Consider the following 26,983-nt stretch of genomic DNA (forward strand, 5'->3'; position numbering starts at 1 on the left):
ATTCTCTTTGTAACTTTTAAGCTCGTGCCTTTGAAACTAGCACGTTATGATTCAACAAACTCTCGACCGATCAATTTCAGCACCGCGTTGGCGGCTTGTTTGTCAGCATCTTTACGGATCCAGTGATGCATTTCAGTAAAGCGTTCAAGCAGCGCACTGTTATCTGCAGATAGCATTTTGTCGACAGATGGGAACAAGAAGTCCGGGTGGCACTCTTCAAGAATATGCTCTTTCACGATCTCTTCCCCCGCCAGAATATTCGGCAGTGACACAAACTCGGTGATAGCCAGCTTCTTCACAATGTAGCCAGTCAATTTATTCACTTTGTAGCCTACAACCATTGGACGCTTAAGCAGCATGCACTCAAGAGCGACCGTGCCAGATGCCAATAGTACAGAGTCCGCTGCAGTGATCACGTTACGAGCTGTATCCTGCACAATGACAAAATCTAACTCTGGTGCTGTCGCCTTCCAAATCTCAGTAAACTGTTGCTTGCGAGTTTCATTAACAGCTGCCACCACGAAACCGATGTCTGGGTACTTTTGTTTGATACGTTTACAGGTTTCAATGAACGGTTGCGCGATAAGCTTCATTTCGCCACCACGACTGCCCGGTAGAACCGCTAACCACTGCTTGTCTTGCTCTAGGCCAAGCAGCTCTCGTGCTTCCGCTTGATTTGGCTCGAGTGGAATGGCATCTGCCAGTGTATGGCCCACAAACTCACAGGCAACGTTATATTTATCGTAGAACGCTTTTTCAAATGGTAGGAACGCCAGTACTAGGTCGGTTGCTTTATCGATCTTAAAAATACGTTTTGGACGCCATGCCCATACTGAAGGGCTAACGTAATGAACCGTTTTTATACCTGCGTTCTTAAGGTCTAGCTCTAATCTCAAATTAAAATCAGGGGCATCTATGCCTACGAACACATCTGGTGGGTTCTGAATGAAATATTTAACCAGCTCTGCTTTTACTTTTAGCAGACGAGGCAAGCGACCAAGTACTTCAACTAAGCCCATCACGGCAAGCTCTTCCATCTCAAACAAAGATTCACAGCCTAGCGCTTTCATTTTTGGCCCGCCAATACCAACAAATTCTGCATTCGGATATTGAGCTTTAATCGCTTTAATAAAACCTTCGCCAAGGGTATCGCCAGAGAGTTCTCCGACAACAATACCTACCCGCAGTGGCTCGTTGGAAACAAAGCCTGAGTTATTGGTTTGTGCTTCTTGCTGTGCCATAGTTTTCCAATTCCCTTCTCGCCTAAAACAAAAAAGATCGCCTTAAAAGTAGCGATCTTTTTTATATCAATCACACTTGGTATTAACGAATAATACCGCGCTCAGAGTTCTCTAGCATCTCTAGCATAGGAGTTACCGAAGCAAACTCTTTCTCCATTTCAACTAAAGCTGCTTTCGCTTCTTCAAGTGTTTTGCCAGAGCGGTAAAGCTCTTTGTACGCTTTTTGCAGTGCACGAATCTCTGGTTTCTCGAACCCGTTACGCTTCAGACCTACAAGGTTAAGGCCGAATGGTGCTGCATGGTTACCTTGCGCTAGTACATACGGCAGTACATCTTGAACAACAGCAGAACAACCGCCGATGTAGGCGTAAGCACCAATTGAACAGAACGGGTGAATTGCAGAAAGCGCCATAACACCAGCGTAATCGCCAACCGTCACGTGACCACCTAAAATAGCATTGTTACCAATGTGAGTGTGGTTACCAACAATAACGTCGTGCGCTACGTGAGCGTTAACACAAAGCAGGTTGTCATTACCGATCACTGTGGTTGCTTTATCTTGAACCGTACCACGGTGGATTTGAACCGCTTCACGAATCACGTTGCGATCGCCAATCACAACCGTTGTATCTTCGCCACCGTACTTCTTGTCTTGGTTCTCTTCACCAATCACAGCGTGTGGGAAAATGCGGTTTTCTTTGCCAATCGTGGTGTGACCTTTGATCACAACATGCGACATGATTTCTGTGTCGTCACCAATGGTTACATTACCAGCAATGTAAGTAAAAGGGCCAACCGTTACGTTTGCGCCAATCGTTACATCACCTTCGATAACTGCAGCCGGGTGAATTTTTGCTGTTTCATGAATCATATTAAAACTCTCTACGAGCACATTTAAGTTCAGCTGAACATACTACTTCGCCGTCAACTTTCGCTACGCCGTTAAATGATGCGATACCACGACGCTCTTTAAGGAATTCAACTTCGATAACCAGCTGGTCACCAGGTACTACTGGCTTACGGAATTTCGCTTTATCAACACTTGCGAAGTAGTAAAGCTCGTTACCAGAAGGTGCACCGAAAGATTTAAATGCAAGAAGGCCTGTTGCTTGTGCCATCGCTTCTAAGATCAACACACCTGGAAATACAGGAAGTTGAGGGAAGTGGCCAGTAAACTGAGGCTCGTTAACAGAAACATTCTTAATTGCAGTCAGTGTTTTTTCTTTTTCAAAGCTAGTCACACGATCAACCATTAAGAATGGGTAGCGATGAGGTAATAGTTCCTGAATTTCAGTAATGTTCATCGTTGTCTGTTCAGTAGTCAAAGTCGTATTCCTATATGTATTCTTTATTTAATTAGAAAGATTATAAACGAAAAAGACTCGCTGTACGCGAGCCTTTTATTAGAAATGCTGGAATTATGATTCCGCGCTCTTCTCGATAAGTTTTTCAACGGTTTTCAGACGCTTGTTCATTTCATCAATACGATGAACACGCGTTGCTGTTTTACGCCAATCTTTATTTGGCTGTAAAGGAATACCCGAAGAGTACATGCCTTTCTCAGTGATGCTGCGCATTACCATTCCCATACCGGTAATCGTAACGCCGTCAGTGATTTCAATGTGACCATTGATTACACTGCCACCACCAATAATACAGTACTTACCTATCGTCGTGCTGCCTGCGATGATAGTACCACCCGCAAGAGCAGAACCATATCCGATGTGAACGTTGTGTGCGATTTGCATTTGGTTATCAATAATAACGTTGTCTTCAATAACGGTATCATCTAACGCACCACGGTCGATCGTGGTACACGCACCGATCTCTACGCGATTACCAATGCGAACAGAACCGACTTGAGGGATCTTAACCCACTCGCCTTTCTCGTTCGCGTAGCCAAAGCCATCAGAACCAATCACAGTACTTGATTGAACTAAACAAGCTTCACCAATAACCACTTCATGATAAATGCTTACGTTAGCCCACAGCTTAGTGCCAGCGCCAATCTTGGCGTTTTTACCGATAAAGCAACCCGCACCGATAATCACATCGTTACCAAGAACAACACCAGACTCAATCACAGCGTTCGCACCAATAGACACATTTTGCCCAAGTGTTGCATCGCTCGCAATCGAAGCTGAATCAGCAATATCCGCAGCCGGTGCTGGAGTAGTATCAAGCGCTTGAGCAACCTTAGCAAAAGCAACGTAAGGGTCACTGACCACAATCACGTTAGTCTTACACAGTTCGCGCTCACTCTCTTTAACCATAATCGCTGACGCTTTACAGTCACCTAGGTGCTTGCTGTACTTAACGTTAGAAAGGAACGTAATGTTACCTTCTTGCGCTTTATCCATAGGAGCAACAGCAGAAACGGTTACAGTACCGTCACCATGTAGCTCCCCCCCGGTAATGGTTGCCAATTCGGCTAAAGTCAGTGTCTTCATAAAACTTATTTTAGTTCTTTAATTACTTTCTCAGAGATGTTGTATTCAGGCTTGCCGTATTGTAGCGCTTGAATATCAACGATCATGTCGTAGCCTTCTTTCTCTGCAACTTTCGTTACAGCATCTTGAATCACTTTGAATAGCTTCTGCTTCTCTTGTGCTTCACGACGTTGGCTTGCTTTTTCTAGAGCTTGAGCTTTGATCTTGTACTTGCTGTCTAGTTGACCAACTTCGATACGAAGCTTCTCAACTTCGTCTGGACCTAGTAGCTCGCCATCACGCTTAAGCTTTTCAATCTTCGTTTTAGCTTCCGCTTGAATGCTTTGCAGCTCAGCCGCTTTGTCTTTGAACTCTTCCTGCATTTTTTGAAGAACAACTTCACGCTGAGGTAGAGCCTGGAATACTTGTGCAGTGTTTACATAACCCACTTTTTGCGCAGCTTCAGCAGCTGTTGCAAAGAAAGAAGAGCTAAGAACTACAAGGCCTAAACCTGCTGCTTTAATCATATTTTTCAAAATATTGTCCTTTAAATATTAGAAAGTTCTACCAATGGTGAATGTGAAGAATTCCTCATCATCACCTTCGTAAATTTTAATTGGTTTCGCTAGAGAGAAAACCAGTGGCCCCATCGGTGACATCCATTGAAGAGCGGCACCATAAGATGAACGGTAATTCGTTGGATCAGAGTAATCGTAGTAGTACTGGCCGCCACTGTTAGGTGCGCCACGGTCTACGAACTCGGTATCCCATACACTTGCCATATCGAAGAAGACACTGGTACGAATTTGGCTACGTGCTTCATCAGAAGCAAACGGCGTAGGTACGATTAATTCTAAACTTGCCAAAGCAACCGCGTTACCACCTACTGAATCGTCAGTAGCGGTGTCGTAGGTTGGGTTGTTACCCGTGCTGCTGCCGTAAACGGCTTTTGGACCTGCCGAGTTAGAGCCAAAACCACGTAGGGTTGTAAAACCACCCGCATAGTAGTTCTCGTAGAATGGGAACAAGTTATCGTTACCATCCGTTTGACCATAACCATTACCATAGCCTAATCGGCCGCGCATCAATAGAGTGAACTCATGCTTTTTGGTCAGCGGGATGTAATGTTTTACATCGTACTGCATTTTGAAGTACTGAGCATCAGAGCCTGGTACCGTCATTTTAGCGAAAGCACGTTGGTGGTTACCCTCTGTTGGGAAGAAACCACGGTTCAAGTTGTTACGCGTCCAAGAGATATTGATATCGAAGTCATCAGTTAAGATGTGCTCATCACCGTATTGGTCGATACTTCTCGCAAACTGTTCAACCTGGATATAAGTCGGTACGTTACCGATCTTGTTGTGCGTATAGCCAACACCGAACTCAATGCGGTTCAGCTCATCCATAGGGAAACCCCAGGTTAAGCTCGTACCATAACTTTGGTTGGTATAGTCGACGATACCCGCTTCAGATGCTTCAAACTCGTTGTAGAAGATCTTACCGCCTAAGCTCACACCATCTAGGTTCCAGTATGGGTCACGGTAGTCTAAGCTCACGTTTTTTTGGTAATCGTTCATCATGGCACTTACGCCAACACGGTTACCAGAGCCCGCAAAGTTGTCTTGTTGAAGGCCAACTTGGAAACTCACACCAGATTCAGTACCGTAGCCGACACCAAAGTTGATGCTACCTGAGTTTGCTTCTTTAACGTTGTAAACCAAATCAACTTGGTCTTCGCTGCCTGGAACACGAACGGTTTGTACATCGACAGTTTCGAAGAAACCTAGACGGTTAAGACGGCTCTTACCGGTATCAATCGATTTAGAGTTAAGCCAGCTGCCTTCCATTTGACGCATTTCACGACGTAGCACTTCATCTTTTGTCGAGTTGTTACCTGTGAAACGAATATCACGTACGTAAATACGGCTACCCGCTTCTACGTTGATAACCAGTGAAACTTCTTTGGTCTCGTCATTGAACTCAGGAATCGTACGAACTTGTGGGTACGCATAACCTGATTCACCAAGAATACGTTTAACGCCTTCTTCTAGTGAAGTTACAGAAGAGCCGTTGTAAGTATCACCATCTTCAAATGGAACAAGTGCTTCAAAATCAGCTTCGCGGCCAATAAGCTCACCACGGAACGACACGTCTTTAACCGTGTAAGCTTCGCCTTCATCTAGACCAAGTGTGATGTAAACACCTTTCTTATCCGGAGAAATCGCTACCTGCGTAGAGTCAACCTTGAACTTCAAGTAACCACGGTCAAGGTAGTAAGATTTAAGCGCTTCGATATCACCAGCCAGTACTTGCTTCTGATATTTTTCATCCGCTAGGAAATTCCACCAGGCCACATCTACATTGAGATTGAAGCGGCTAAGCAGTTCAGCATCAGTAAACACTTCGTTACCGATAAAGTTAATTTGCTGAATCTTAGCGGAAACGCCTTCAGTAAATACAAATTTAAGGTCAGAACGGTTACGTGGCAGAGGTGTTACAACCGCTTTTACTGTCGCGTTGTACTTACCAACACTGTAGTAAAAGTCCTCAAGACCTTTCTCAATATTACTTAGCGTAGTACGGTCAAGAGCTTCACCCTCACGAACACCTGATGCATCTAGGTTCTGCTGAAGTTGTTCTTCTTTAATCGCTTTATTGCCCGAGAAAGAGATACTTGCGATGGTTGGTCGTTCTTTCACTTGAACAATCAATACACCTTCATCGCGAAGGACTTTAACGTCTTCAAAGTTACCCGAAGCGTACAATGCACGGATGATCTCAGAAACATCGCTTTCATCTACTTCATCGCCAATACGTACTGGCATTTTCAGTAGAGCTGCACCAAGTGCAACACGCTGTAAACCTTCGATCTTGATATCTTGAACTACAAAGTTTTGTGCTCCGTTCGCCGCCACACTGGTGGCTAATAGACTTGCGAACAGAATTTGCTTAATCGCCATACTTATTCTAATTATTCCTTGCTACTACCAATGCCTGTGAGAAACCATTCACAGACGAGTAAAATCGTTAAATATTGCCAGAGCCATTAAAGAGAAGAGGATCGCCCCTCCCACTCTATAACCCATCTCCTGAACTTTCTCAGGGACTGGTTTACGAGTAACGGCCTCAATAGCGAAAAAGAGCAAATGTCCGCCATCAAGCATAGGCAGCGGAACCAAATTAATAATACCTAAGTTAACACTAATCAGAGCTAAAAAGCCTAGGAAATAAACCAAACCGTAATCGGCGGTTGTGCCTGCGCCTTTAGCAATCGAAATCGGGCCACTTAAGTTGTTTAAGCCAACATCACCAACGATGAGCTTCTTCAGCATAGTAAGCGTCAGACCAATGATTTGACCTGTTTTATCAAATGCTTTTCCTACAGACTCAATTACACCAAATTGTAACTCAAAGCGATAATCTTCTGGCCATTCTGCGACTTCCGGAGCAATACCCGCATAGCCGATTGTTGAACCATCAGAAAGCTCGCGGCTTTTCGGTGTCATAACGAGTGATTGCTCACTGCCGTTTCTTGATACGACAACATCTAATGGTGTCATTGGGTTCGAGCGAATTAACTCAACCACTGATTGCCACTGCTCAATGGGTTGACCATTAATTTCAACAATTTGGTCGCCCGCTTCTAGACCAGCAGAGTAAGCAGCACCATCGTCAATCACTTGAGCTAGTACTGTCGAGATCTCTGGAGAATATGGTCTAAAGCCAAGCGTTGTCATTGCAGATTCAGTTTCTGGGTTGAACGACCAGTCTGAAATATCCAACGTCAATTGCTGCTCAAAGCCGATATCGTCTTGCGAAGACACCGTTACTGTCATCGATTGGTCACCAATATGCGATATCAAACCCATATTGACTGATTCCCAATCTGCGGTTTTGATTCCCGAAATAGATTTAAGTTCCATTCCAGTTTCAATTCCGGCTTGTGCAGCAATAGATTGTGGAGTTACCTCACCAATCACGGGCTTAACCGCAGGCACACCGATCAAAAATACTAACCAATATGCAAACACAGCAAAGATGAAGTTAAACGCTGGTCCAGCGCCAACAATCGCGGTTCGTTTCCACAATGGCTTTTTATCAAACGCGTACTGCTGCTCATCTTCTGATAGGTCATCGACACGACCGTCGAGCATTTTTACGTAACCGCCCAGTGGAATCACGGACAAGCTGTATTCCGTACCATCGCGGCCAACTTTGCTCCAGATTGATTTACCAAAACCAATCGAGAATTTTTCAACTTTTACACCGCAACGACGAGCAACCCAGAAGTGTCCAAACTCATGAACCGCGACCAGAATGCCAAGCGCTATGATAAAAGATGCGAAGTTCCACAGAATTCCACTCATGCTAGCTGCTCTTTAATAAATTGAATGGCTATTTGACGAGACATATTATCTAGCTCAAGGAGGCTTTCCAAGCTATCTAAGCCTTCAGAGTTATGTTGTTCACATACTTTGCTCATAACATGTTCGTTAATGACAGCAATATCGGTAAATTTAACCTGATTGTTCAAGAAAGCGTCGACCGCAATTTCGTTTGCTGCGTTAATCGCTGTCGTTGCATGCTGACCTAAGTAACACGCTTCAATGGCTAATTTCAAACATGGGTAACGGTTAAAGTCAGGCTCTAAGAAAGTCAGCTCACCGACTTTGGTAAAATCCAACGGCTTAACACCCGCTTCAGTACGCTCAGGGTACGACATCGTCAATGCAATAGGTGTCGCCATATCCGGTTCCCCCATTTGAGCAAGTACTGAACCATCCTTGTACTGAACCATAGAGTGGATCACAGACTGAGGGTGGATAATGACCTTTAGCTGCTCTTGAGACGCATTAAATAACCACTTCGCCTCAATGTACTCAAGACCTTTATTCATCATAGTCGCAGAGTCGACAGAGATCTTAGGCCCCATAGACCAGTTAGGGTGTGCAATAGCGCGTTCGGGAGTCACTGATTCCAGCTCAGCAACATCGGTATAACGGAAAGGACCACCAGAGCCCGTTAGTAGGATATGGTTTATACCATTGGCTTCTAAATCACAGCGACCTAGATTGGTTTGGACGTTTTGCGGCAAGCATTGGAAGATAGCATTGTGTTCACTATCTACAGGAAGAAGTTCAGCACCGTACTTTTCCACTGCATCGATAAACAGCTGTCCAGACATCACCAAGGCTTCTTTATTTGCTAGGAGAATACGCTTGCCCGCTTTGACTGCTGACATAGTAGGAAGCAGGCCTGCCGCACCAACAATCGCAGCCATCACCGTATCCACTTCATCCAAAGAAGCAACCTTGCACATGCCTTCTGAGCCTGAGAGTACTTGGACGTTAGGGTGATTGATAGATAAGGTGTCAGCAAGCTGAGATGCAGCATCAGGACAAGCCATAGCAACATAGCTTGGTTGCCACTTTTCTACTAACGCCAGCATCTTTTCAACATTCGAGCCAGCAGCCAGCGCAACGACTGAATAAAGGTCTGGGTTTTGCTCAACGACTTTTAGTGTACTTGCACCAATTGAGCCAGTTGCGCCTAGGATAGTTAGATTTCGCATCACATATGACCGTAGAAATGTAATAAAGGGCAGATTCACTGCCCTTTTAATTAGAATGCTAAGTAAAGCAGAGCAAAGACAGGGAATGCAGCCGTTAAGCTATCGATTCTATCTAGTATACCACCATGACCAGGAATCAGATTACTGCTGTCTTTAACCCCTGAAACACGCTTGAACATGCTTTCAACAAGGTCACCAAGAACAGAGATAACAACGGTCACAAGCGTAATCACAATCATGTGTAGAGGGCTTGAGAATTGGATATTGAACAAGTCAGCAAAAATCCAAGCCACAATCACCGCGGTGATGATACCGCCAATCAGGCCTTCAATTGTCTTGTTCGGGCTAACGGCCGGAGCCATTTTACGCTTACCGAAGCTCTTACCAGCAAAGTAAGCGCCACTGTCTGCAGCCCACACCAGTAGACACACAAACATCACGAGTTTTGCGCCATGGTAAGGATCCACGTCAATACCGTTAGCGCGCAAAATCACCACACTCCAAAAGAATGGCAATAAAGTTAGCACACCAAAACCATGACGAAGAAACGATGAGTCTTTCCATACAGGCATAGACTTCGGATAAGTCACTGCCATACCACTTGCGATCACCCACCAAATAGAACCTATCGTTAAAATGGCGTAGTGAGCACTCGATAAGTTATTTAGGCTAAATGCATCAAAAGGGATAAAAGCAAAACTTGCAGCACTTACCACAACCGTTGGAATCAACGCTAAATAACGCGATTTGCTTTCAACAAATTGAGTCCACTCCCAGTAACCCAATAGCGAGATAACCGCTAATGAAAGGATAAACGTAGGAAGTGATAACTCGAAAACTCCTAGAATAACTAGGGGAGCTAAAATCAACGCCGTAATAATTCGTTGTTTCAAACCAAAAAAATCCTTATTAACTGTCCATCAGAGCTTTAATCTGCTCACCGGTGCAGCCAAAACGGCGCTCACGGTTTACAAACCAAGTCACAGCTTCTACTAAGCTGTCTTCATTAAAGTCTGGCCAGAATTGTTCAGTAAAGTACATTTCGGCGTAAGCCAACTGCCAAAGCATGAAGTTACTAATGCGGCATTCACCACTGGTACGGATCAGTAGATCAACTTCTGGAATATCCGCCATCGTCAGGTGCTGTGTAATCATAGCTTCATCAATGTCTTCTACATTAATATCGCCAGACTTTACCTGTTGAGCGATAGAAGTCATCGCTTGCTGAATATCCCACTTACCACCGTAGTTTGCAGCGATATTGATAACCATACCGGTATTAGTACTAGTCAAAGCTTCCGCTTCTTCGATTTTCTTTTGTAGTCGATCATTAAAACGACTTTTATCACCAATAACACGAAGTTGTAGATTATTTTTATGGAGCTTTTTCACTTCACTTGAAAGCACGGAGATAAAGAGTTCCATCAAAATACCCACTTCTTCCTCTGGTCGGCGCCAGTTCTCACTACTGAATGCGAAAAGTGTAACGGCTTTGATGCCGAGTCTGGCAGCAGAAGAGATGGTTTTGCGAACGGCTTGAACACCGTTTTTATGACCAAAGACGCGAGGCTTGCCCTGAGCTTTTGCCCAGCGACCATTACCGTCCATAATGACAGCAATGTGTTTAGGAAGAGAGTCTGTGAACGCTTGAGAATTATGCATAAAAGAGTGAATCAAATTCTAATAGTCGAACAGAGTAGCATAAAAAAACGCTGAACAGTGAGTACAGCGTTTTTCCGGAAAGAAAAGAATATGGAAAATTAAACTTCCATCAACTCTTTTTCTTTAGTTGCTAGAACTTCGTCTACGTTCTTAACCGCAGCGTCAGTTAGCTTTTGAATTTCGTCTTGTGCTTTACGATCTTCATCTTCAGAGATTTCTTTATCTTTAAGAAGTGCTTTTAGATCGCCATTCGCGTCACGACGGATGTTACGGATAGCAACACGGCCACCTTCAGCTTCGCCACGAACGATTTTAACTAGGTCTTTACGACGCTCTTCTGTTAGCGGTGGAAGTGGAACACGGATAACCGTACCCGCAGACATAGGGTTTAGACCTAGGTCAGATGTCATGATCGCTTTTTCAACTAGAGGCGTTAGCGTTTTATCAAACACTGTGATTGCTAGAGTACGTGCGTCTTCAGCAATAACGTTAGCAACTTGAGTCAAAGGCGTTGGTGCACCGTAGTACTCTACTGTAAGGCCAGAAAGTAGGCTTGGGTGTGCACGACCTGTACGAATCTTTTGCAGGCTGTTTCTTAGTGCATCAACACTTTTTTCCATGCGCTCTTGAGCGTCTTTTTTGATTTCGTTAATCACAATTTCACCTTGATTATGTTCTTTCTTCAAGAAAGCTTTTTATTTGGAGTGATAAGGATAAAGCTTACCAGAGTATAGCCCCCAGTAAGCCCGAAAAATTAGTCAGCGTCGCTGATTAATGTACCTTCAGTTTCACCCATAACCACGCGACGTAGTGCGCCTGGCTTATTCATGTTAAATACACGGATTGGCATTTTGTGATCACGTGCTAGCGTAAATGCAGCCAAGTCCATTACTTTAAGCTCTTTCTCAAGAACTGTGTTGTAAGACAAAGTATCATACAGCTCTGCGTCTGGGTTTGCTACTGGGTCAGCAGTAAATACACCATCTACTTTTGTCGCTTTTAGAACTACGTCAGCTTCGATTTCGATACCACGTAGACATGCAGCAGAGTCAGTAGTGAAGAATGGGTTACCAGTACCAGCAGAGAAGATCACAACGCGACCTTGACGTAGTTGGCTGATTGCATCTGCCCAGTTGTAATCGTCACACACACCTTTTAGAGGAATTGCAGACATTACACGTGCGTTTACGTAAGCACGGTGCAGCGCGTCACGCATAGCAAGGCCGTTCATTACTGTTGCAAGCATACCCATGTGGTCACCAACAACGCGGTTCATGCCAGCTTCAGCAAGACCAGCACCACGGAACAAGTTACCGCCACCGATAACAACACCAACTTGAACGCCTAGTTCAACCAATTCTTTTACTTCTTGAGCCATACGATCAAGGATCGTTGGGTCAATACCAAAACCTTCTTCGCCTTGTAGCGCTTCACCGCTAAGTTTTAACAGAATACGTTGATACGCTGGTTTAGGGTTCGTAGTCATGGAGTTTACCTTCCAAAGAGTTGATGATTAACAGTCATGGATAAAAACTGAGTAAGTCAGTTTGCATTCATAACCACTAACGTTGCCTTCAAAAATAGTTCACTATTCATAAAAAGACCGCAGCATTTGCCACGGTCTTTTTTCAAACAATACGCTAAGGATTAACCTTTTTGTACCGCTGCAACTTCGTCAGCGAAGCTCATTTCAGCAGCTTTCTCGATACCTTCACCAACTTCTAGACGTACGAAGTTAGATACTGCAGCGCCTTTTTCTTTAAGGATTTCGCCAACAGTTTTCTTAGGTTCCATGATGAAAGCTTGACCTGTTAGAGAGATTTCGCCCGTGAATTTCTTCATACGGCCGATAACCATTTTCTCAGCGATCTCTTGAGGCTTGCCTTCGTTCATAGCGATTTCAACTTGAACTTCTTTCTCTTTAGCAACTACGTCTGCTGGTACGTCTTCTGGGTTAACAAACTCAGGACGAGAAGCAGCAACGTGCATAGCAACGTGCTTAAGAGTTTCAGCTTCGCCTTCACCAGCTACAACAACACCGATTTTCTCACCGTGACGGTAAGAAGCTAGTGCAGCACCTTCAACGTAAGCTACGCGACGGATGTTGATGTTTTCGCCGATTTTAGCAACTAGAGCAACGCGAGTTTCTTCGAACTGTGCTTGTAGCTCTTCTACAGAAGCTTTAGAAGCTACTGCTGCAGCTGCAACTTCTTCTGCAAACGCAGTGAAGCTAGCATCTTTTGCTACGAAGTCAGTTTGGCAGTTAACTTCAAGAAGAACAGCTACACCGTTCTCTTCTTTGATGATGATTGCGCCTTCAGCAGCAACGTTACCAGCTTTCTTAGCTGCTTTCGCTGCGCCAGATTTACGCATGTTTTCAATTGCTAGTTCGATGTCAGCGTTTGCTTCTACAAGCGCTTTCTTACATTCCATCATGCCAGCGCCAGTGCGCTCGCGAAGTTCTTTAACTAGAGCAGCAGTTACAGTTGCCATTCTCTATTCCTCGGTTGATTCGAAAATAAGGTAAAAATCAGGGGCCAAAATGAGGCCCCCGATCTAACTATAACTTAGCTTACATTTAATAAAGATTTCAAAATCTATATTAGCTAAGCCAAGCGTGATTCAGAGCCGCTATTATTCAGCTTCTACAAAACCATCTTTTTCAGCAGCTACAGCAGCAACGTCTTTGTTACGACCTTCTTTAACCGCGTCTGCAGCAGCGTTTAGGTAAAGCTGTACTGCACGGATTGCATCGTCGTTACCTGGGATAACGAAGTCAACGCCGTCTGGGTTAGAGTTAGTATCAACTACAGCGTAAACTGGGATACCTAGGTTGTTTGCTTCTTTAACTGCGATGTGTTCGTGATCAGCATCGATTACGAATAGAGCGTCTGGTAGGCCGCCCATGTTCTTGATACCACCAAGAGACTTCTCTAGCTTCTCCATTTCACGAGTGCGCATTAGAGCTTCTTTCTTAGTTAGCTTGTCGAAAGTACCGTCTTGAGCTTGCGCTTCAAGTTCTTTCAGACGCTTGATAGACTGACGAACAGTTTTGTAGTTCGTTAGCATACCGCCTAACCAGCGGTTGTTAACGTAGAACTGGTTGCTGTTTACAGCAGCTTCTTTAACAGCTTCAGATGCAGCGCGCTTAGTACCAACGAAAAGAACTTTACCTTTCTTCTCACCAACTTTAGCGATTTCTGCTAGAGCTTCGTTGAACATTGGTACAGTTTTTTCTAGGTTGATGATATGTACTTTGTTACGAGCACCAAAGATGAATGGCTTCATTTTTGGGTTCCAGTAACGAGTTTGGTGACCGAAGTGAACACCAGCTTTAAGCATATCGCGCATTGATACAGTTGCCATTTTAAAATCCTCTATGGGGTTAGGCCTCCACATCCCCCATGAATCCGACCCCTAACAACTAACCACTTTTCAGCCGTTATCTGTGTTGTTGAAGCACCCCGGAACATGTGACGGAATGTGTGTGATTTAAAGATATAAGTTAGTGGATACCAAAGCCTGTTTCGCCAGTTGGAGAAAACAGTCCTGATGTCCGGCGCGCTTTATACCATATTTTGTCTATCTATGGCTAGAAAAAAATCGAAAAATGGCGACTGCTATACTGATCTCTAAAGGTAAATTTCCTCTATAAAATAGTGTCTATATCAAGCGGCTTCTGCATCTGTTAGCCGAACATTATTTAATCACGCTAACAGTATCCTCCAGTATTGTACGGACATGGTAATGTTGCGCTAAATTGCTGCACTGATAGAATAGCCCCAATATGCACACTTAGGTGCTACCAAATTAAGAGATATGCAATGGCTGTAAAAATTAAAACTGCTGAAGAAATTGAAAAAATGCGCGTCGCCGGCAAACTGGCTGCTGAAATTCTAGAGATGATCGAACCTCACATCCAAGTAGGTACGACGACAGAAGAGCTAAACCAAATCTGTCATGACTACGCTCTAGAAAGAGGCGCATACTCAGCACCACTTGATTACCACGGTTTCCCTAAGTCTATCTGTACGTCTATCAACCACATCGTGTGTCACGGTATTCCGGCATCACAAGACGAAACTGGTAGCACAGGTCAATTTAAGCCTGCTGTACTTAAAGATGGCGACATCCTTAACGTAGATATCACGGTGATCATCCCTGACGACGAAAATGCAGATCTAAGCACTCGTCCTCAAGGCTACCACGGTGACACGTCTAAGATGTTCCTTGTGGGTGAAGTTTCACCAGCAAACAAGCGTCTATGTATGGTTGCTCAAGAAGCACTTTACGAAGGTATGCGCCAAGTTAAGCCAGGCGTTCAACTTGGCCAAATCGGTACCGCTATCGAGAAGTACATCAAAACAAACAACAAGAACAACCCACGTGCGAAGTTCTCTATTGTTAAAGATTACTGTGGCCACGGTATCGGTTCTGAGTTCCACGAAGATCCACAAGTCGTACACTACAAAAACAACGATCGCACAGTACTGAAAGCGGGTATGTGTTTCACTATCGAGCCAATGATCAACGCAGGCAAGTTTGGCTGCCGTCTTGATGATCAAGATAGTTGGACAGTGTACACAGCAGACAGCAAGAACTCGGCTCAATGGGAGCACACACTGGTCGTAACTGATACAGGTTGTGAAGTTCTAACACTGCGTAGCGATGATACTATTCCACGTATTATGAAAAACGCTTAGTTCACTGAGCTAAACGCATCAAACCTTTAAAAATATCCTCGCATTGTCGAGGATATTTTTTTATCCGCTCAATTTCGATTTTCCACCAGCTTCTGGTAGATTGTTTAATATTCTCATTTGCTTGCACGGATAGCAGACTATGCCTTATCAATGCCCTCTTACGTTCAATGACGAACAAATTGAAATCTGCGAATTAAAAAATCAGCTCGAGATCTTCACGCAGTACCAAAAAAATGAATTTCTAAACCATCATCCTGTCACGGACTTGGTATTGCTCCGCTCTGAATACATGGACTTGTTGCTCAGACGATTATGGGAGCACTTTGGTTTTAGTAACCTGCCTCATATCTCGTTGGTTGCTGTGGGTGGCTATGGTCGTGGTGAATTACACCCGCTTTCGGACATTGATATCTTAATCGTATCTCAAAAAACACTACCACCAGCCCTCGGTGAAAAAGTCAGTCAGTTCATTACCTTACTGTGGGATTTAAGGCTCGAAGTTGGCCACGCTGTGCGTACCATTGCAGAATGTATTGATATTGGTATCGATGATCTGACCGTCGCAACCAACCTTCAAGAATCACGCTTACTGTGTGGCAGTGAAGATACCTTTCAAGAACTAAAGCTGAAGATTCATTCCGATTCATTTTGGCCTAGTGAGACCTTCTACAAGGCAAAGATTCAAGAACAGAGAGAGCGTCATGCGCGCTATCACGATACCACTTACAACCTTGAACCCGACATCAAATCGACGCCAGGCGGGCTCAGAGACATCCATACTCTGAGCTGGGTTGCACGCCGCCACTTCGGTGCAACCTCTTTACTTGAAATGAGCAAGTACGGCTTCCTTACTGATGCTGAGTATCGTGAGCTTGTGGAATGCCAAGACTTCTTGTGGCGCGTTCGCTTCGCACTGCATATTGAGCTGCGTCGCTACGACAATCGCCTGACGTTTGCCCATCAAGCACAAGTCGCTGAACACCTTGGCTACACAGGCGAAGGTAACCGTGGCGTCGAGATGATGATGAAGGAGTTTTATCGAACCCTTCGCCGCGTAGCAGAGCTCAACAAGATGCTGCTCAAGCTATTCGACCAAGCAATCATTAATGGTGGTGAGACAGAAGAAGCTGAAATTCTCGATAATGACTTCCAACGCCGAGGCTCATTGATAGAAGCGCGCAAGCCTGCCCTATTCCAGGCGAGGCCGGAAACCATTCTCGATATGTTTATCCATATCGCCAATGACTCATCCATCGAAGGCGTTAGCCCTCCAACATTACGACAACTGCGTACGGCACGTCGCAGGCTTAACCGCTTCCTGCATACTATCCCAGAAGCGCGTGAGAAGTTTATGACTCTGGTTCGCCACCCCAATGCATTGCACAAAGCGTTTAGCTTGATGCACAAATTGGGCGTGCTCTCAGCGTATCTACCGCAGTGGAGCCAGATCGTCGGCCAGATGCAATTCGACCTGTTCCATGTTTATACCGTGGATGAGCACAGCATTCGACTGCTCAAACACATCAACCGCTTTAGTCAAATTGAAAACCACGACAAGCACCCTATCTGTTGTGAAGTCTACCCACGAGTGCAAAAGAAAGAGCTGTTGATCCTAGCGGCAATCTTCCACGATATCGGTAAAGGCCGTGGCGGTGACCACTCAGAGATTGGGGCGGTCGAAGCGTACTCTTTCTGTATTGAGCATGGCCTATCAAAGCCCGAAGCCAAGCAAGTAGCGTGGCTAGTACAAAACCACTTGTTGATGTCTGTTACCGCTCAACGTCGTGATATCTACGACCCAGATGTAATAACTGAATTCGCCAAAAAGGTACGTGACGAAGAATCACTCGAGCTGCTGGTTTGCCTAACCGTCGCCGACATCTGTGCAACCAATCCCGAGCTATGGAACAGTTGGAAACGCACCCTGCTCGCAGAGTTATTCCACTCCACGCAGCGTGCACTTCGTCGCGGCTTAGAGAACCCGGTCGACGTTCGAGACCGTATTCGTCACAACCAACAAATGGCATCCGCGCTGCTGCGTAAAGAAGGCTTCACCGCTCGTGAGATTGAAGTGTTGTGGCAACGCTTTAAAGCCGATTACTTCTTACGTCACACACATAAACAAATCGCTTGGCACTGTGAGCACTTACTTCGCCTAGAAGACCCAAGCCAACCGTTAGTATTGATCAGTAAGAAAGCGACACGTGGTGGTACTGAGGTGTTCGTTTACTGTAAAGACCAAGCGGCACTGTTTGCTACCGTGGTTGCCGAGCTCGACAGGCGTAACTTCAACGTTCATGACGCTCAGGTTATGGCGAGCAAAGATGGCCATGTTCTGGATACCTTTATCGTACTGGATCAGCATGGTAATGCGATTGACGAAGCGAGACACAAGGCCGTAGCAAAGCATCTGACCCATGTTTTGGCTGATGGTCGTCCAACGAAGATTAAGACACGTCGCACACCACGCAACTTACAGCACTTTAAGGTCAAGACTCTGGTTGAGTTCCTACCAACCAAGAGTAAAAAACGCACCTTAATGGAGCTAAGAGCGCTCGATACACCGGGGCTGCTGGCTCAAGTTGGTGCAACCTTCGCGGAGTTAGGCATTAATCTCCATGGTGCCAAAATTACCACCATCGGCGAACGTGCAGAGGATTTGTTTATTCTGACCAGTGACACAGGTGGGCGACTTTCTGAAGAGCAAGAACAAGCCCTCAGAGAGAGGCTAACCGAGCATGTTTCGGAGCTTGCGCCTTAGAACACAAATGAAGTACAACTCGCTGGTTTAATAACCAAATAAGTGTGGGCAAAGATAGAGAGCGATCTTGCCCACAACTTACAATCAATTCCCAGATATCAACTATCTAGCTCGTCGTTAGGCTGCTACATTGATTAAGTCAATTACATAAAAGTATTACATTCATAAACTAGAGGTCGCTTATGTATCCAAACCTCACTGGCTTAGGTATCCACGAACCTAAACAGATTGAACGTTACTCCCTTCGCCAAGAAGCACACAAAGATATCCTGAAGATTTATTTTCGTAAGCAGAAAGGCGAGTTGTTCGCGAAAAGCGTTAAGTTTAAGTACCCACGACAAGTAAAAAGTGTGCTTGTTAGCGGTGGCAATAATCAATACAAAGAAGTGACTGAGATTAACCGCAACCTCACGCTTGTGATTGATGAGCTTAATAAGATCACCAAACCTACGCCAACCACTGAGATGGATGTAAAACAGAAGATCCTGACCGACTTACGTCATTTAGAGAAGGTTGTGTCCAGCAAGATCGCTGAGATCGAAGCGGATCTAGAAAAACTAAAATGATCCCGAGACAAGACAACTAATGACTATCGTTGGTTGACCGGCTCAGATTATACAGACACTAAAAGGGCTGATATCACTATCAGCCCTTTGTTTTATCGAACTTTTATTTAGACGACCGTGCTTGCGTATCGACTAAATTTGTATCCCATTCAAAGGCTTCAAATAACTGTAGCCAAGTTTCATCGAGGCTTGCCTTCATCACTAATTCTTTTTTAGTGAAAGGGTGAATAAAGCGCAACTCTGAAGCGTGCAGTAACAAACGGTGTGAATCCAAGTTTTCACGGAACAGGCGGTTATGCTTACCATCACCATGAGAAGTATCACCAACAATAGGGTGTCTTAGGTGGGCCATATGGCGGCGCAGTTGATGTTTACGGCCCGTCTTTGGCAGCATCTCAACTAAGCAATAACGGCTAGTTGGAAAACGCCCGGTAGAGTAAGGTACTTCCACTTTGGCTAATGGCTCATATGCGGTCACAGCCTCTTGTGCTTCCTTGTCTTCTTTTGCAAACTTATCCGCAATCTTATCTAGCTCGACCTTAAGCGCGTAATCAAGCGTGTCGCCCTCTTCAATCCAGCCACGAACAATTGCATGATAAGTCTTTTGCATTTCATGGTTAGCAAACATCGGCATCACCTCAGAAGCAACTTCACTTGAGAGTGCAAATACCAATACACCAGACGTTGGGCGGTCTAAGCGATGCAGAGGGAATACGTGCTGGCCAATTTGGTCACGCAAAGTCTGCATCACAAATTGAGTCTCATGTTTATCTAGCCATGAGCGGTGAACCAACATGCCCGCGGGCTTATTTACCGCGACAAAGTACTCATCTTGATAAATGATCTCTAACATTAAGCACATACCTCATCAATGCTTTGAATCGTCACTAGCAGCTCAGCTTTGTCCGCCTCATTTTTCCACACTTCACCGAAATACGGATGAATAGCAAACCCTTTAGGTAAAGGCATTTGCGCATCAATCATCGCATTGATCTTTACGATAAAGATCCACTGTAACCACTCTTCGGGTTGCAGTGAATCGATAGCAAAAGGTTCAACGCTCGCCAGAGCTTCATCCGACGGTGCAACACTACTCCACAGAGAGCATTGGCGCATTTGTTGTTCTAATTGTTGAAGTAATGGAGGTAACTTTGTGGCAGCAGTCATTTTTCACCAAGTTATTTATCTAGTGACCTTGAAATTGGGGCATAGAGTACCATCTATTGAGGAAAGAAAGTTAGGAGCTTATTACTATGGAAACCATTCACACGCTCACTCAGTTATTGAAGAATAGCGGTTGCCAATATGATATCTACGATCTCGGTCGTCGTATCCAAAAAATAGACAACACCTTATTCTCAGATGTTGAGCAAGGGAAACAGCCATACCCATTTCCACTTCAGAAACAAGCTCACTTAGCGATCAGCTACTGGAATGAACAGAAGCAACCATGGATTTGGTTCTTAAAATTCAAGTTGGATGAAAGAGGCCTACTTAACCAAGCCGATGTAGGTAACTTTTTGAAGTTCGTCTTAGAAGCAATGGGCACGCGTTTAAGTGGTGAGATCAGCGAAGAGCAACAAGAGAAGCTGTCAAACAACCCATACACCTTCAAGCCTTCTGAAGACAAAATGGCGGTATTCCATAGCCAAGTAAGAGCAGAGTTAGACCTTGCTACTAGCCAATACTATGAACATGCTCAGCACTACTTCACCGGCGAGTTAGGTTGGGACAATTGGCAGACTGTTGGCCTTCAAGGCATCACTGATATGTGTGCCCGTCTCGGCAGCCAACAAAACGGTGTCGCGATTCGTAAAGCCTTCAAGAAACTTCCTTCTGAGCCGCTTTACGCAACATTAGGCGCGCTTGAGCACACGCAAATTAATGACAAGCTAGCCCAACGTTTACAAGAGATGGCAGAGAACGAGATCAACAGCGATGAACCAGACCTGTTCTTATTGTCTGCGCTAGTGCGTGCCCTATCGGGTGCAGAGCCAAGCATCACCAATGCTGTGATTAACCAAGTTCTGGCGAGCCCACGTTTAAGTCACCAAGAAGTATTGATTGGTTTAGCAGGCCGAAGCTGGCACGCTCTGCAAGATCCAGCAATTGCTGAACAATTATTGCTGCGCCTCGCACAAACGGGCAATCAAAACCTATTCAACCAGCTATTTGCTGATCTGGTGATGATTCCAGCTCTGAGAATGGTATTTTTACCTCTATTGAACTCAAACCCATCGCCAGAATTGGCGAATGCACTGATCGAGTTACAGCAAGCAACTAAATCTCAGTAATACTTTAGCAACTAGCTGATAAGCCTCAACAAAGCAGCTTATAGCTAAGGTTAAATAGGAAGAAAAAGTAAAAGGAAGTATGGATTAAATGATAGATAACTTATTGGCTATTTTGTTTCTGTGCTTCTTTTGCTTTCTGTTTTGGCAGCAGCGCAGGCAATCTGAGCTTGCGAAAGCTGCCATTGCGAGAAAGTGTAAAGAGCTCGACTTGCAGCTGTTAAGTGTTGCTTTTAGTGGTCATAAACTGAAGATGCGCCATGAACTCACGACCATTTGGCGCTGGCACACCATTTACCAATTTGAGTTTTCAGCGTTAGGGGATGACTGTTACAAAGGGAAACTAACCATGGTAGGTTTCCGTTCTATGCGGTTTGAGCTACAGCCTCATAGAATGTAACGTCGCAATAAGCGGTGTATCGATATTCATGATAGGGGCCAAACTGATCTTGTTTGGTCTCTTTAAATACAAAGCCGAGTTTTTCTAAAAGCTTGATCGATGGATTATGACCGACATTAACGGTCGCGAAAACATTGGTTAAACGCTCTTCAAAGCACACCAAATTAAAGAAAGGTTTCAGTACCTCACTCGCAAAACCTTGATTCCAGTATTCTTTATCCAAGATAAAGCCCAACTCGTGCTTACCTTCTTCTGATGAGATAAAAACATGCCCAAGATATTCACGGGTTTGGTTATGGATAATTGCACGGCAAAAGCCGACGTTGTCTTGCAGTATCTCTTGAAATAGTTGCTTCGCAGAAGCGATAGAATGCGGCCCATTCATCTCTGCTCGATTAATCGGGCAGCAATTGAGCTTAATGAAGTCATGCTGTAGCTGTTCGGTATAAGGTACTAACAGCGTTCTTGAGGTTGCTATCGTCATAAAACACTCCTTGTGTTGACCGTTAGCAGAAAAGCAGATGTATTGCTCCTAAATAAAGAGCCTCTAGATGGGTGAAATGTCCAGATAAAGAAAAGCCCCGACACCGAAGTGTCAGGGCTAGGGTCTTACTCGCAGCAGTCCGGCTACTAATTAATGCTCCATGCATCATCCATAATAGTGGCTGTAATCCTTCAGCTCTTTCCTTTACTTCGCCGTCCTAGCGGTGTCCAATCATCCTGAAAGCTAACAATCCTAGTTAGCGCACATCACTTGTTCCGTGAGCGGTGTCCTTTACATCATCCTGATGCTAATCCAACCCTTTATCCTAAAGGTGTCCATTGTCATTCCGTTGCAGCTAACTTCCTGTTAACTGACTGTGTCCCTACAATGTCCTTGCGCTCCATGCTTGATCACTCAATCCTAAGTAACCAAATCTTCGTCCTGAAGATAACCAATTCCTTGGTGCTTTCCTGTTCCGTGTCAGAATCCTTCCGACAAGGTTTAATTTACGCGATTTAGGATTTCGGACAATAGATTTGCATCACATTTTGAATTCAACCAAGTTGTTAATTATATAAAACAATTAAAATTCAAAAACTTAACCATATGCACATCAATCTCTCTAGAGAAGTATTCGCGTTATCTCACAGCGTTTGTAAGAGATCTCTCACACGCTATAGGATGTTTTATGATTCGCTATCAGTCACCGGAGCGAGTAAAATAACCAAAGACTAAAAATGGAGGTCAACATGCTGACAAAAGATGTTTCTGAAGAGTTGAAATCCGTGCTTGAAGGACTGCAAGCACAAGGCAAAGAGCCAACCGTTGCGCTAGTAAAAGCTCGTATGAGTACATCAGTTCCCATGCCTGCCTTAATCACGACCATTAAAAGCTGGAAAAACGCGAACCGTGTTCCTAAAGTCGAAGTGGCAACACAACAAGAGCCAGAACTTGATCGCATTGGTCAACTAGAAAAACAAATCCTGGAACTTACAGCTCGCGTCGCCACGCTAGAAGCTCAGTTAACAAATAAATAGATCGACAGTTAAATAAGCTAACAGAGAAATAGAACACTATGAAGATATGGGTTGATGCGGACGCTTGTCCTAAGGTTATCCGAGAAACCATCGTACGCGCAGCTGAGCGAACCGGTGTTGAATGCACCTTCATCGCGAATCACGTTGTCCCTGTACCGAAGCGAAACAACATTCACTCTATTCAAGTGCCAAGCGGATTCGATATCGCCGACAATGAAATAGTAAAACGCACAGAGAAAGGCGATCTCGTGATTACTTCAGACATTCCTCTGGCTGACGAAGTGATCACTAAAGGCGCATTAGCTCTGAGCTCTCGTGGGGAGCTGTATACTAAAGAGACCATCAAAGCGCGCCTCAACATTCGTGACTTTATGGAAACCATGCGCTCAAGTGGCATCCAGACTGGTGGCCCAAGCACGCTTTCTCAAACCGACCGTCGTGAATTCGCCAACCACCTTGATCGACTATTAGCGAAGCGTTAATCCTTCCTTTTACCTCAAAGAGCTCCGAAAGAGCCTCTTTTGAATAACAGTAAGCACTGTGAAATTTTAATCGACCGACTCCGTTCTTGATATTTATTACAATAACGGAGTATTGATTATGGTTCGTCGTATCGCTTTGGCGTTGTCCGTCACTTTAGGAAGCACTCAACTGTCCTTCGCCAATCAAGAATATGGCATCGTTGGCGGTAGCCTCACCTACGGTGAGAGTGTTTTTTCTACCAAGAGTGCCCCTCAACTTGGTGCGACATCCAACCTCTTCTATTCTGGTCCTAAAGGCTTTATTGATGGCAGTTTAGCAAACTGGCAACTGCTACCTTTTGTCGGGCTATCTGGAAACTGGCGTTTCGCTGAAGTGTCAGACACCTTCGTTGACCTGCCCAATGGCATTCAAAACAGAGATGGCAATGGCGAGCTCGGGATAACACTGGGGACCGTAGGCGCTAGGCTCACCTACTTACATGACGTAACCTCAGAGCATAACGGCTACGAAGTTCAGCTCCACTTAGGCAGAACATTGGAAACGTGGACACAGCCGTTAACCTTTACCCCCTACCTCGAAGTCGATTATCGTGACAAAAAACTCTCTAATCACCTCTACAGCATTGCTAACCGCGAGTCTTCTGCTTCAGGGCTAAATCAGTTCGATGCAGGCGCTACCTTTGTTTATCAAGCTGGGCTCATTGGGCTCTATGAATTTACACCACGATGGATTGCTATTAGCAAAATGGAATTGACTCATCACGACTCGAACAGCCCTCTCATCCAAAGGGATGTAGGGTGGTCGCTGGAGGTTGGGTTAACCTACCGTTTTGCGGGCTTGTAACCGCTATCTTCCAATAAAGAAAAAGCCCGCACAATGTGCAGGCTTTCGGTGTAATCATAAAACAATGATTAGATTCTATGGCGTGTAGTACGTTGCTGCACCTGGGCCAACTGGTAGACCAAATACGAATACCCACACGTAGAACATTAAGCTCCAACCCACCAAGAATACGATTGAGTATGGAAGCATAGTCGCAATCAGAGTACCGATACCTAGGTTCTTCATGTAACGAGTCGCTACAGCAAGGATAAGACCGAAGTAGCTCATCATTGGCGTAATGATGTTCGTTGTTGAGTCACCGATACGGTAAGCCGCTTGAATCGTTTCTGGTGCGTAACCAACAAGCATCAGCATTGGAACAAAGATAGGTGCTGTTACTGCCCACTGAGCAGAAGCAGAACCGATCATCAGGTTAATGAAGCCACACATTAGGATAAATGCGAAGAACAACATTGGACCTGTTAGGCCGATGTCTTGTAGGAAGCTTGCGCCCGCTACTGCGAATACTTGACCGAAGTTAGTCCACTTGAAGAAAGCAACAAACTGAGCAGCGAAGAATACAAGTACGATGTACATGCCCATAGAAGACATAGACTTAGACATTGCATCGATAACGTCGCGGTCAGTTTTCATTGTGCCGGTAACTTTACCGTAAACGAAACCAGGAACTGCGAAGAATACGAAGATGAACGCTACAATACTTTTCAGGAATGGAGAACCAGAAACCGTACCAGCTGCAGAACGCAGAACACCGTCTTCAGGAACAATTGTCCAAGCAAGAAGAGCTGATACTGCTAGAACTGCGATACCAGCTAGCTTAAGACCTTTCTTCTCCACATCTGTTAGCTTGCCCATTGTATCGTTTGATAAATCTTCAGACGCTTCTTCGTCGTTGTATTTACCCAGTTTTGGTTCAACAATCTTCTCCGTTACGAATGCACCCGTAATTGCGATGAAGAAAGTAGAAACAAACATGAAGTACCAGTTTGATTCAGGACCAACGCTGTAAGTCGGGTCGATCATTTGTGCAGCTGTTTCTGTAATACCAGAAAGCAGTGGGTCAACCGTACCGATTAGAAGGTTTGCAGAATAACCACCAGATACACCCGCGAATGCTGCCGCTAGACCAGCAAGAGGGTGACGACCTAAAGAGTGGAAAAGCATTGCCGCAAGTGGAATCAGTACCACGTAACCTAGCTCAGAAGCCGTGTTAGAAATGATACCTGCAAATACCACAGTTACAGTAACCATGCGCTTAGATGCGCCCATTACCATGCCACGCATCGCAGCAGATAGTAGACCTGAGTGCTCAGCAATCGCTACACCTAGCATTGCAACTAGCACAGTACCTAATGGCGCAAAGCCAACAAAGTTTTTAACCAAATTAGTTACGATAAGTTGTAAGCCTTCAGCATTAAGTAAGCTTACAACGTGGATCATGCCGTCAGCAGCACGACCAGGAGCACCTTCTGGACGAGGGTCCATAACAGACACTTCAAAGTACCCTGCGATACCAGAAGTCACTAAGATTGCGACACAGAAGATTGCGAAAAGAGTGATCGGGTGGGGTAATAGATTCCCCAAATACTCAACACCATCGAGAAAACGGGTAAAAATAGGTTTCTTTGGCGAGTTGTTTTTTATTGAAGCTGATGAACTCATCAGTTCCCTCCTTGTAGTGATTCCTATGCAATTGTGACAAAAATGTTCAAATTGCAGGCGAAGGGTACGCGACAAAATTATCAATTAGAAATTCAAAATGTTACAAAATGTGTAACAAACGATGATATTTAACTCTATTTGAACAATTAATTAGCAAATAAAACCACAATAAACACAAAAACTAGCTTTATAGTTCACAATCATACATTCACTATTAATATAACTTACGATATAACCTCTTGATTAGTTTAAAAATAAAGTTCATCGTACGATAAACAATCACTCGGTATTTAATCAACTTGCATATGAAGGAAAAGAGAAACCGTTAAATGAATAAAGTTTGACTTTCCCCTCGTTTTTTACAGGTATGTCACAACACATTGACTGTTTATTTTTGAACCGCTTTGAACCTCGGGTTGGTTTTGCAGATCACATAAAGGCGCCCTCTGCGCTTTACGATTTGACAATCTGGGTGACGGCTCTTTGCGCTTTTTAGTGATTTCACAACCTTCATCTATTTAGCTCCCTTACCCAATTGACCAAAGCGGCGAGTAAAGTTCGCCACACGACCTTCTTTATGTAGCACTCTCTGTTTTCCGGTATAGAAAGGATGAGACTTTGAAGACACTTCGATAGTGAAGTAAGGGTAAGTATTGCCATCTTCCCATTCGATCGTACGGTCCGTTTTCAAGGTTGAACCTATCAAGAAGTATTCATCAACACTGGTGTCATGAAAAACCACAGTGCGGTAATCAGGATGGATATTTGGTTTCATCTGTTTTCCCCTAAATTATTATTTGATACGTTATAACATTGCAAATGATAATTATTATCAAAAGAAAAACAAGT

General features: G+C 44.5%; 28 protein-coding genes. 8 read left to right on the plus strand and 20 right to left on the minus strand.

Annotated elements, in window-relative coordinates; genetic code table 11:
• Positions 1–44: 44 nt before the first annotated feature.
• The 14 genes from lpxB to rpsB form a co-directional block, all read right to left on the minus strand.
• Positions 45–1,241, minus strand: coding sequence for a lipid-A-disaccharide synthase (gene lpxB, locus F0251_RS11940; RefSeq protein WP_105057487.1), 1,197 nt, complete (start codon positions 1,239–1,241; stop codon positions 45–47).
• Between the two features lie 82 nt (positions 1,242–1,323).
• Positions 1,324–2,112 (minus strand): acyl-ACP--UDP-N-acetylglucosamine O-acyltransferase, encoded by a 789-nt coding sequence (lpxA, locus tag F0251_RS11945; protein ID WP_171731041.1) that lies wholly within the window; start codon positions 2,110–2,112, stop codon positions 1,324–1,326.
• Position 2,113: 1 nt separating this feature from the next.
• A complete protein-coding gene (fabZ, locus tag F0251_RS11950) occupies positions 2,114–2,566 on the minus strand; it encodes a 3-hydroxyacyl-ACP dehydratase FabZ (RefSeq protein ID WP_004738598.1) in 453 nt (150 codons plus the stop codon).
• Between the two features lie 93 nt (positions 2,567–2,659).
• Positions 2,660–3,691 (minus strand): UDP-3-O-(3-hydroxymyristoyl)glucosamine N-acyltransferase, encoded by a 1,032-nt coding sequence (gene lpxD, locus F0251_RS11955; protein WP_116871744.1) that lies wholly within the window; start codon positions 3,689–3,691, stop codon positions 2,660–2,662.
• A 5-nt stretch (positions 3,692–3,696) separates the two neighbouring features.
• A complete protein-coding gene (locus F0251_RS11960; RefSeq protein ID WP_008224002.1) occupies positions 3,697–4,197 on the minus strand; it encodes an OmpH family outer membrane protein in 501 nt (166 codons plus the stop codon).
• Between the two features lie 27 nt (positions 4,198–4,224).
• The gene (gene bamA, locus F0251_RS11965; RefSeq protein WP_061032607.1) at positions 4,225–6,630 is read right to left on the minus strand and encodes an outer membrane protein assembly factor BamA; all 2,406 of its coding nucleotides are present in this window, start codon (positions 6,628–6,630) and stop codon (positions 4,225–4,227) included.
• A gap of 48 nt (positions 6,631–6,678) precedes the next feature.
• On the minus strand, positions 6,679–8,037 hold the full coding sequence (rseP, locus tag F0251_RS11970; protein WP_102423120.1) for a sigma E protease regulator RseP: 1,359 nt from the start codon (positions 8,035–8,037) through the stop codon (positions 6,679–6,681).
• Positions 8,034–9,242: a 1-deoxy-D-xylulose-5-phosphate reductoisomerase gene (ispC, locus tag F0251_RS11975; RefSeq protein WP_061032605.1), complete on the minus strand. Its 1,209-nt coding sequence runs from the start codon at positions 9,240–9,242 to the stop codon at positions 8,034–8,036. Before ispC ends, rseP begins: the two co-directional genes overlap by 4 nt.
• Before the next feature lie 50 nt (positions 9,243–9,292).
• The gene (locus tag F0251_RS11980; RefSeq protein WP_171731042.1) at positions 9,293–10,135 is read right to left on the minus strand and encodes a phosphatidate cytidylyltransferase; all 843 of its coding nucleotides are present in this window, start codon (positions 10,133–10,135) and stop codon (positions 9,293–9,295) included.
• A gap of 16 nt (positions 10,136–10,151) precedes the next feature.
• Complete coding sequence (locus tag F0251_RS11985; RefSeq protein WP_004738590.1) at positions 10,152–10,904, minus strand: isoprenyl transferase; 753 nt, start codon at positions 10,902–10,904, stop codon at positions 10,152–10,154.
• Positions 10,905–11,002: 98 nt separating this feature from the next.
• Positions 11,003–11,560 (minus strand): ribosome recycling factor, encoded by a 558-nt coding sequence (gene frr / locus F0251_RS11990; RefSeq protein WP_004738588.1) that lies wholly within the window; start codon positions 11,558–11,560, stop codon positions 11,003–11,005.
• A gap of 98 nt (positions 11,561–11,658) precedes the next feature.
• Positions 11,659–12,390 carry a UMP kinase gene (pyrH, locus tag F0251_RS11995; protein WP_004738586.1) on the minus strand — a complete coding sequence of 244 codons (732 nt, stop codon included), beginning with the start codon at positions 12,388–12,390 and terminating at the stop codon, positions 11,659–11,661.
• Between the two features lie 161 nt (positions 12,391–12,551).
• Positions 12,552–13,397: a translation elongation factor Ts gene (gene tsf, locus F0251_RS12000; RefSeq protein ID WP_017063361.1), complete on the minus strand. Its 846-nt coding sequence runs from the start codon at positions 13,395–13,397 to the stop codon at positions 12,552–12,554.
• Positions 13,398–13,538: 141 nt separating this feature from the next.
• A complete protein-coding gene (rpsB, locus tag F0251_RS12005; protein WP_032546326.1) occupies positions 13,539–14,270 on the minus strand; it encodes a 30S ribosomal protein S2 in 732 nt (243 codons plus the stop codon).
• A gap of 458 nt (positions 14,271–14,728) precedes the next feature.
• On the opposite strand from rpsB, the gene map reads away from it, so the two are divergent.
• The 3 genes from map to F0251_RS12020 all read left to right on the plus strand — a co-directional run bounded on the left by map (position 14,729) and on the right by F0251_RS12020 (position 18,934).
• Positions 14,729–15,607: a type I methionyl aminopeptidase gene (gene map, locus F0251_RS12010; RefSeq protein ID WP_008224626.1), complete on the plus strand. Its 879-nt coding sequence runs from the start codon at positions 14,729–14,731 to the stop codon at positions 15,605–15,607.
• Between the two features lie 139 nt (positions 15,608–15,746).
• Positions 15,747–18,368 (plus strand): bifunctional uridylyltransferase/uridylyl-removing protein GlnD, encoded by a 2,622-nt coding sequence (gene glnD / locus F0251_RS12015; RefSeq protein WP_171731043.1) that lies wholly within the window; start codon positions 15,747–15,749, stop codon positions 18,366–18,368.
• A 182-nt stretch (positions 18,369–18,550) separates the two neighbouring features.
• Positions 18,551–18,934 (plus strand): DUF3461 family protein, encoded by a 384-nt coding sequence (locus tag F0251_RS12020; protein WP_004738577.1) that lies wholly within the window; start codon positions 18,551–18,553, stop codon positions 18,932–18,934.
• A gap of 103 nt (positions 18,935–19,037) precedes the next feature.
• On the opposite strand, the gene truC is transcribed toward F0251_RS12020, so the two are convergent.
• Both truC and F0251_RS12030 read right to left on the minus strand, forming a co-directional pair.
• Entirely contained in the window at positions 19,038–19,787 is a 750-nt protein-coding gene (truC, locus tag F0251_RS12025; RefSeq protein ID WP_171731044.1) for a tRNA pseudouridine(65) synthase TruC, read from the minus strand.
• Entirely contained in the window at positions 19,787–20,101 is a 315-nt protein-coding gene (locus F0251_RS12030; RefSeq protein ID WP_105057493.1) for a YqcC family protein, read from the minus strand. The genes truC and F0251_RS12030 overlap by 1 nt, the downstream gene beginning before the upstream one ends.
• Positions 20,102–20,187: 86 nt before the next feature.
• On the opposite strand from F0251_RS12030, the gene F0251_RS12035 reads away from it, so the two are divergent.
• Entirely contained in the window at positions 20,188–21,228 is a 1,041-nt protein-coding gene (locus F0251_RS12035; protein ID WP_171731045.1) for a DUF3549 family protein, read from the plus strand.
• Positions 21,229–21,316: 88 nt separating this feature from the next.
• Positions 21,317–21,625: a DUF3301 domain-containing protein gene (locus tag F0251_RS12040; protein WP_032498839.1), complete on the plus strand. Its 309-nt coding sequence runs from the start codon at positions 21,317–21,319 to the stop codon at positions 21,623–21,625.
• Here F0251_RS12040 and F0251_RS12045 read toward each other — a convergent pair.
• Positions 21,591–22,109, minus strand: coding sequence for a GNAT family N-acetyltransferase (locus tag F0251_RS12045; RefSeq protein ID WP_004738571.1), 519 nt, complete (start codon positions 22,107–22,109; stop codon positions 21,591–21,593). The two genes, F0251_RS12040 and F0251_RS12045, sit on opposite strands and share 35 nt — an antisense overlap.
• 749 nt (positions 22,110–22,858) lie before the next feature.
• Here F0251_RS12045 and F0251_RS12050 point away from each other — a divergent pair.
• From F0251_RS12050 to F0251_RS12060, 3 genes are all read left to right on the plus strand, one after another.
• Entirely contained in the window at positions 22,859–23,146 is a 288-nt protein-coding gene (locus tag F0251_RS12050) for a hypothetical protein (protein WP_061032598.1), read from the plus strand.
• A gap of 38 nt (positions 23,147–23,184) precedes the next feature.
• Positions 23,185–23,628, plus strand: coding sequence for a YaiI/YqxD family protein (locus F0251_RS12055; RefSeq protein ID WP_008222931.1), 444 nt, complete (start codon positions 23,185–23,187; stop codon positions 23,626–23,628).
• A 118-nt stretch (positions 23,629–23,746) separates the two neighbouring features.
• Entirely contained in the window at positions 23,747–24,472 is a 726-nt protein-coding gene (locus tag F0251_RS12060; protein ID WP_171731046.1) for a MipA/OmpV family protein, read from the plus strand.
• A gap of 75 nt (positions 24,473–24,547) precedes the next feature.
• Here the strand turns inward: F0251_RS12060 and F0251_RS12065 are convergent, their stop codons facing one another.
• The 3 genes from F0251_RS12065 to F0251_RS12075 all read right to left on the minus strand — a co-directional run bounded on the left by F0251_RS12065 (position 24,548) and on the right by F0251_RS12075 (position 26,909).
• Complete coding sequence (locus F0251_RS12065; protein WP_061032596.1) at positions 24,548–26,134, minus strand: AbgT family transporter; 1,587 nt, start codon at positions 26,132–26,134, stop codon at positions 24,548–24,550.
• 388 nt (positions 26,135–26,522) lie between these two features.
• Positions 26,523–26,648 carry a type B 50S ribosomal protein L36 gene (ykgO, locus tag F0251_RS12070; RefSeq protein WP_005380299.1) on the minus strand — a complete coding sequence of 42 codons (126 nt, stop codon included), beginning with the start codon at positions 26,646–26,648 and terminating at the stop codon, positions 26,523–26,525.
• A complete protein-coding gene (locus F0251_RS12075; protein ID WP_008222928.1) occupies positions 26,649–26,909 on the minus strand; it encodes a type B 50S ribosomal protein L31 in 261 nt (86 codons plus the stop codon).
• Positions 26,910–26,983 lie beyond the last annotated feature (74 nt).

The organism is Vibrio sp. 070316B, from assembly GCF_013114115.1.
Taxonomy (GTDB): domain Bacteria; phylum Pseudomonadota; class Gammaproteobacteria; order Enterobacterales; family Vibrionaceae; genus Vibrio; species Vibrio chagasii_B.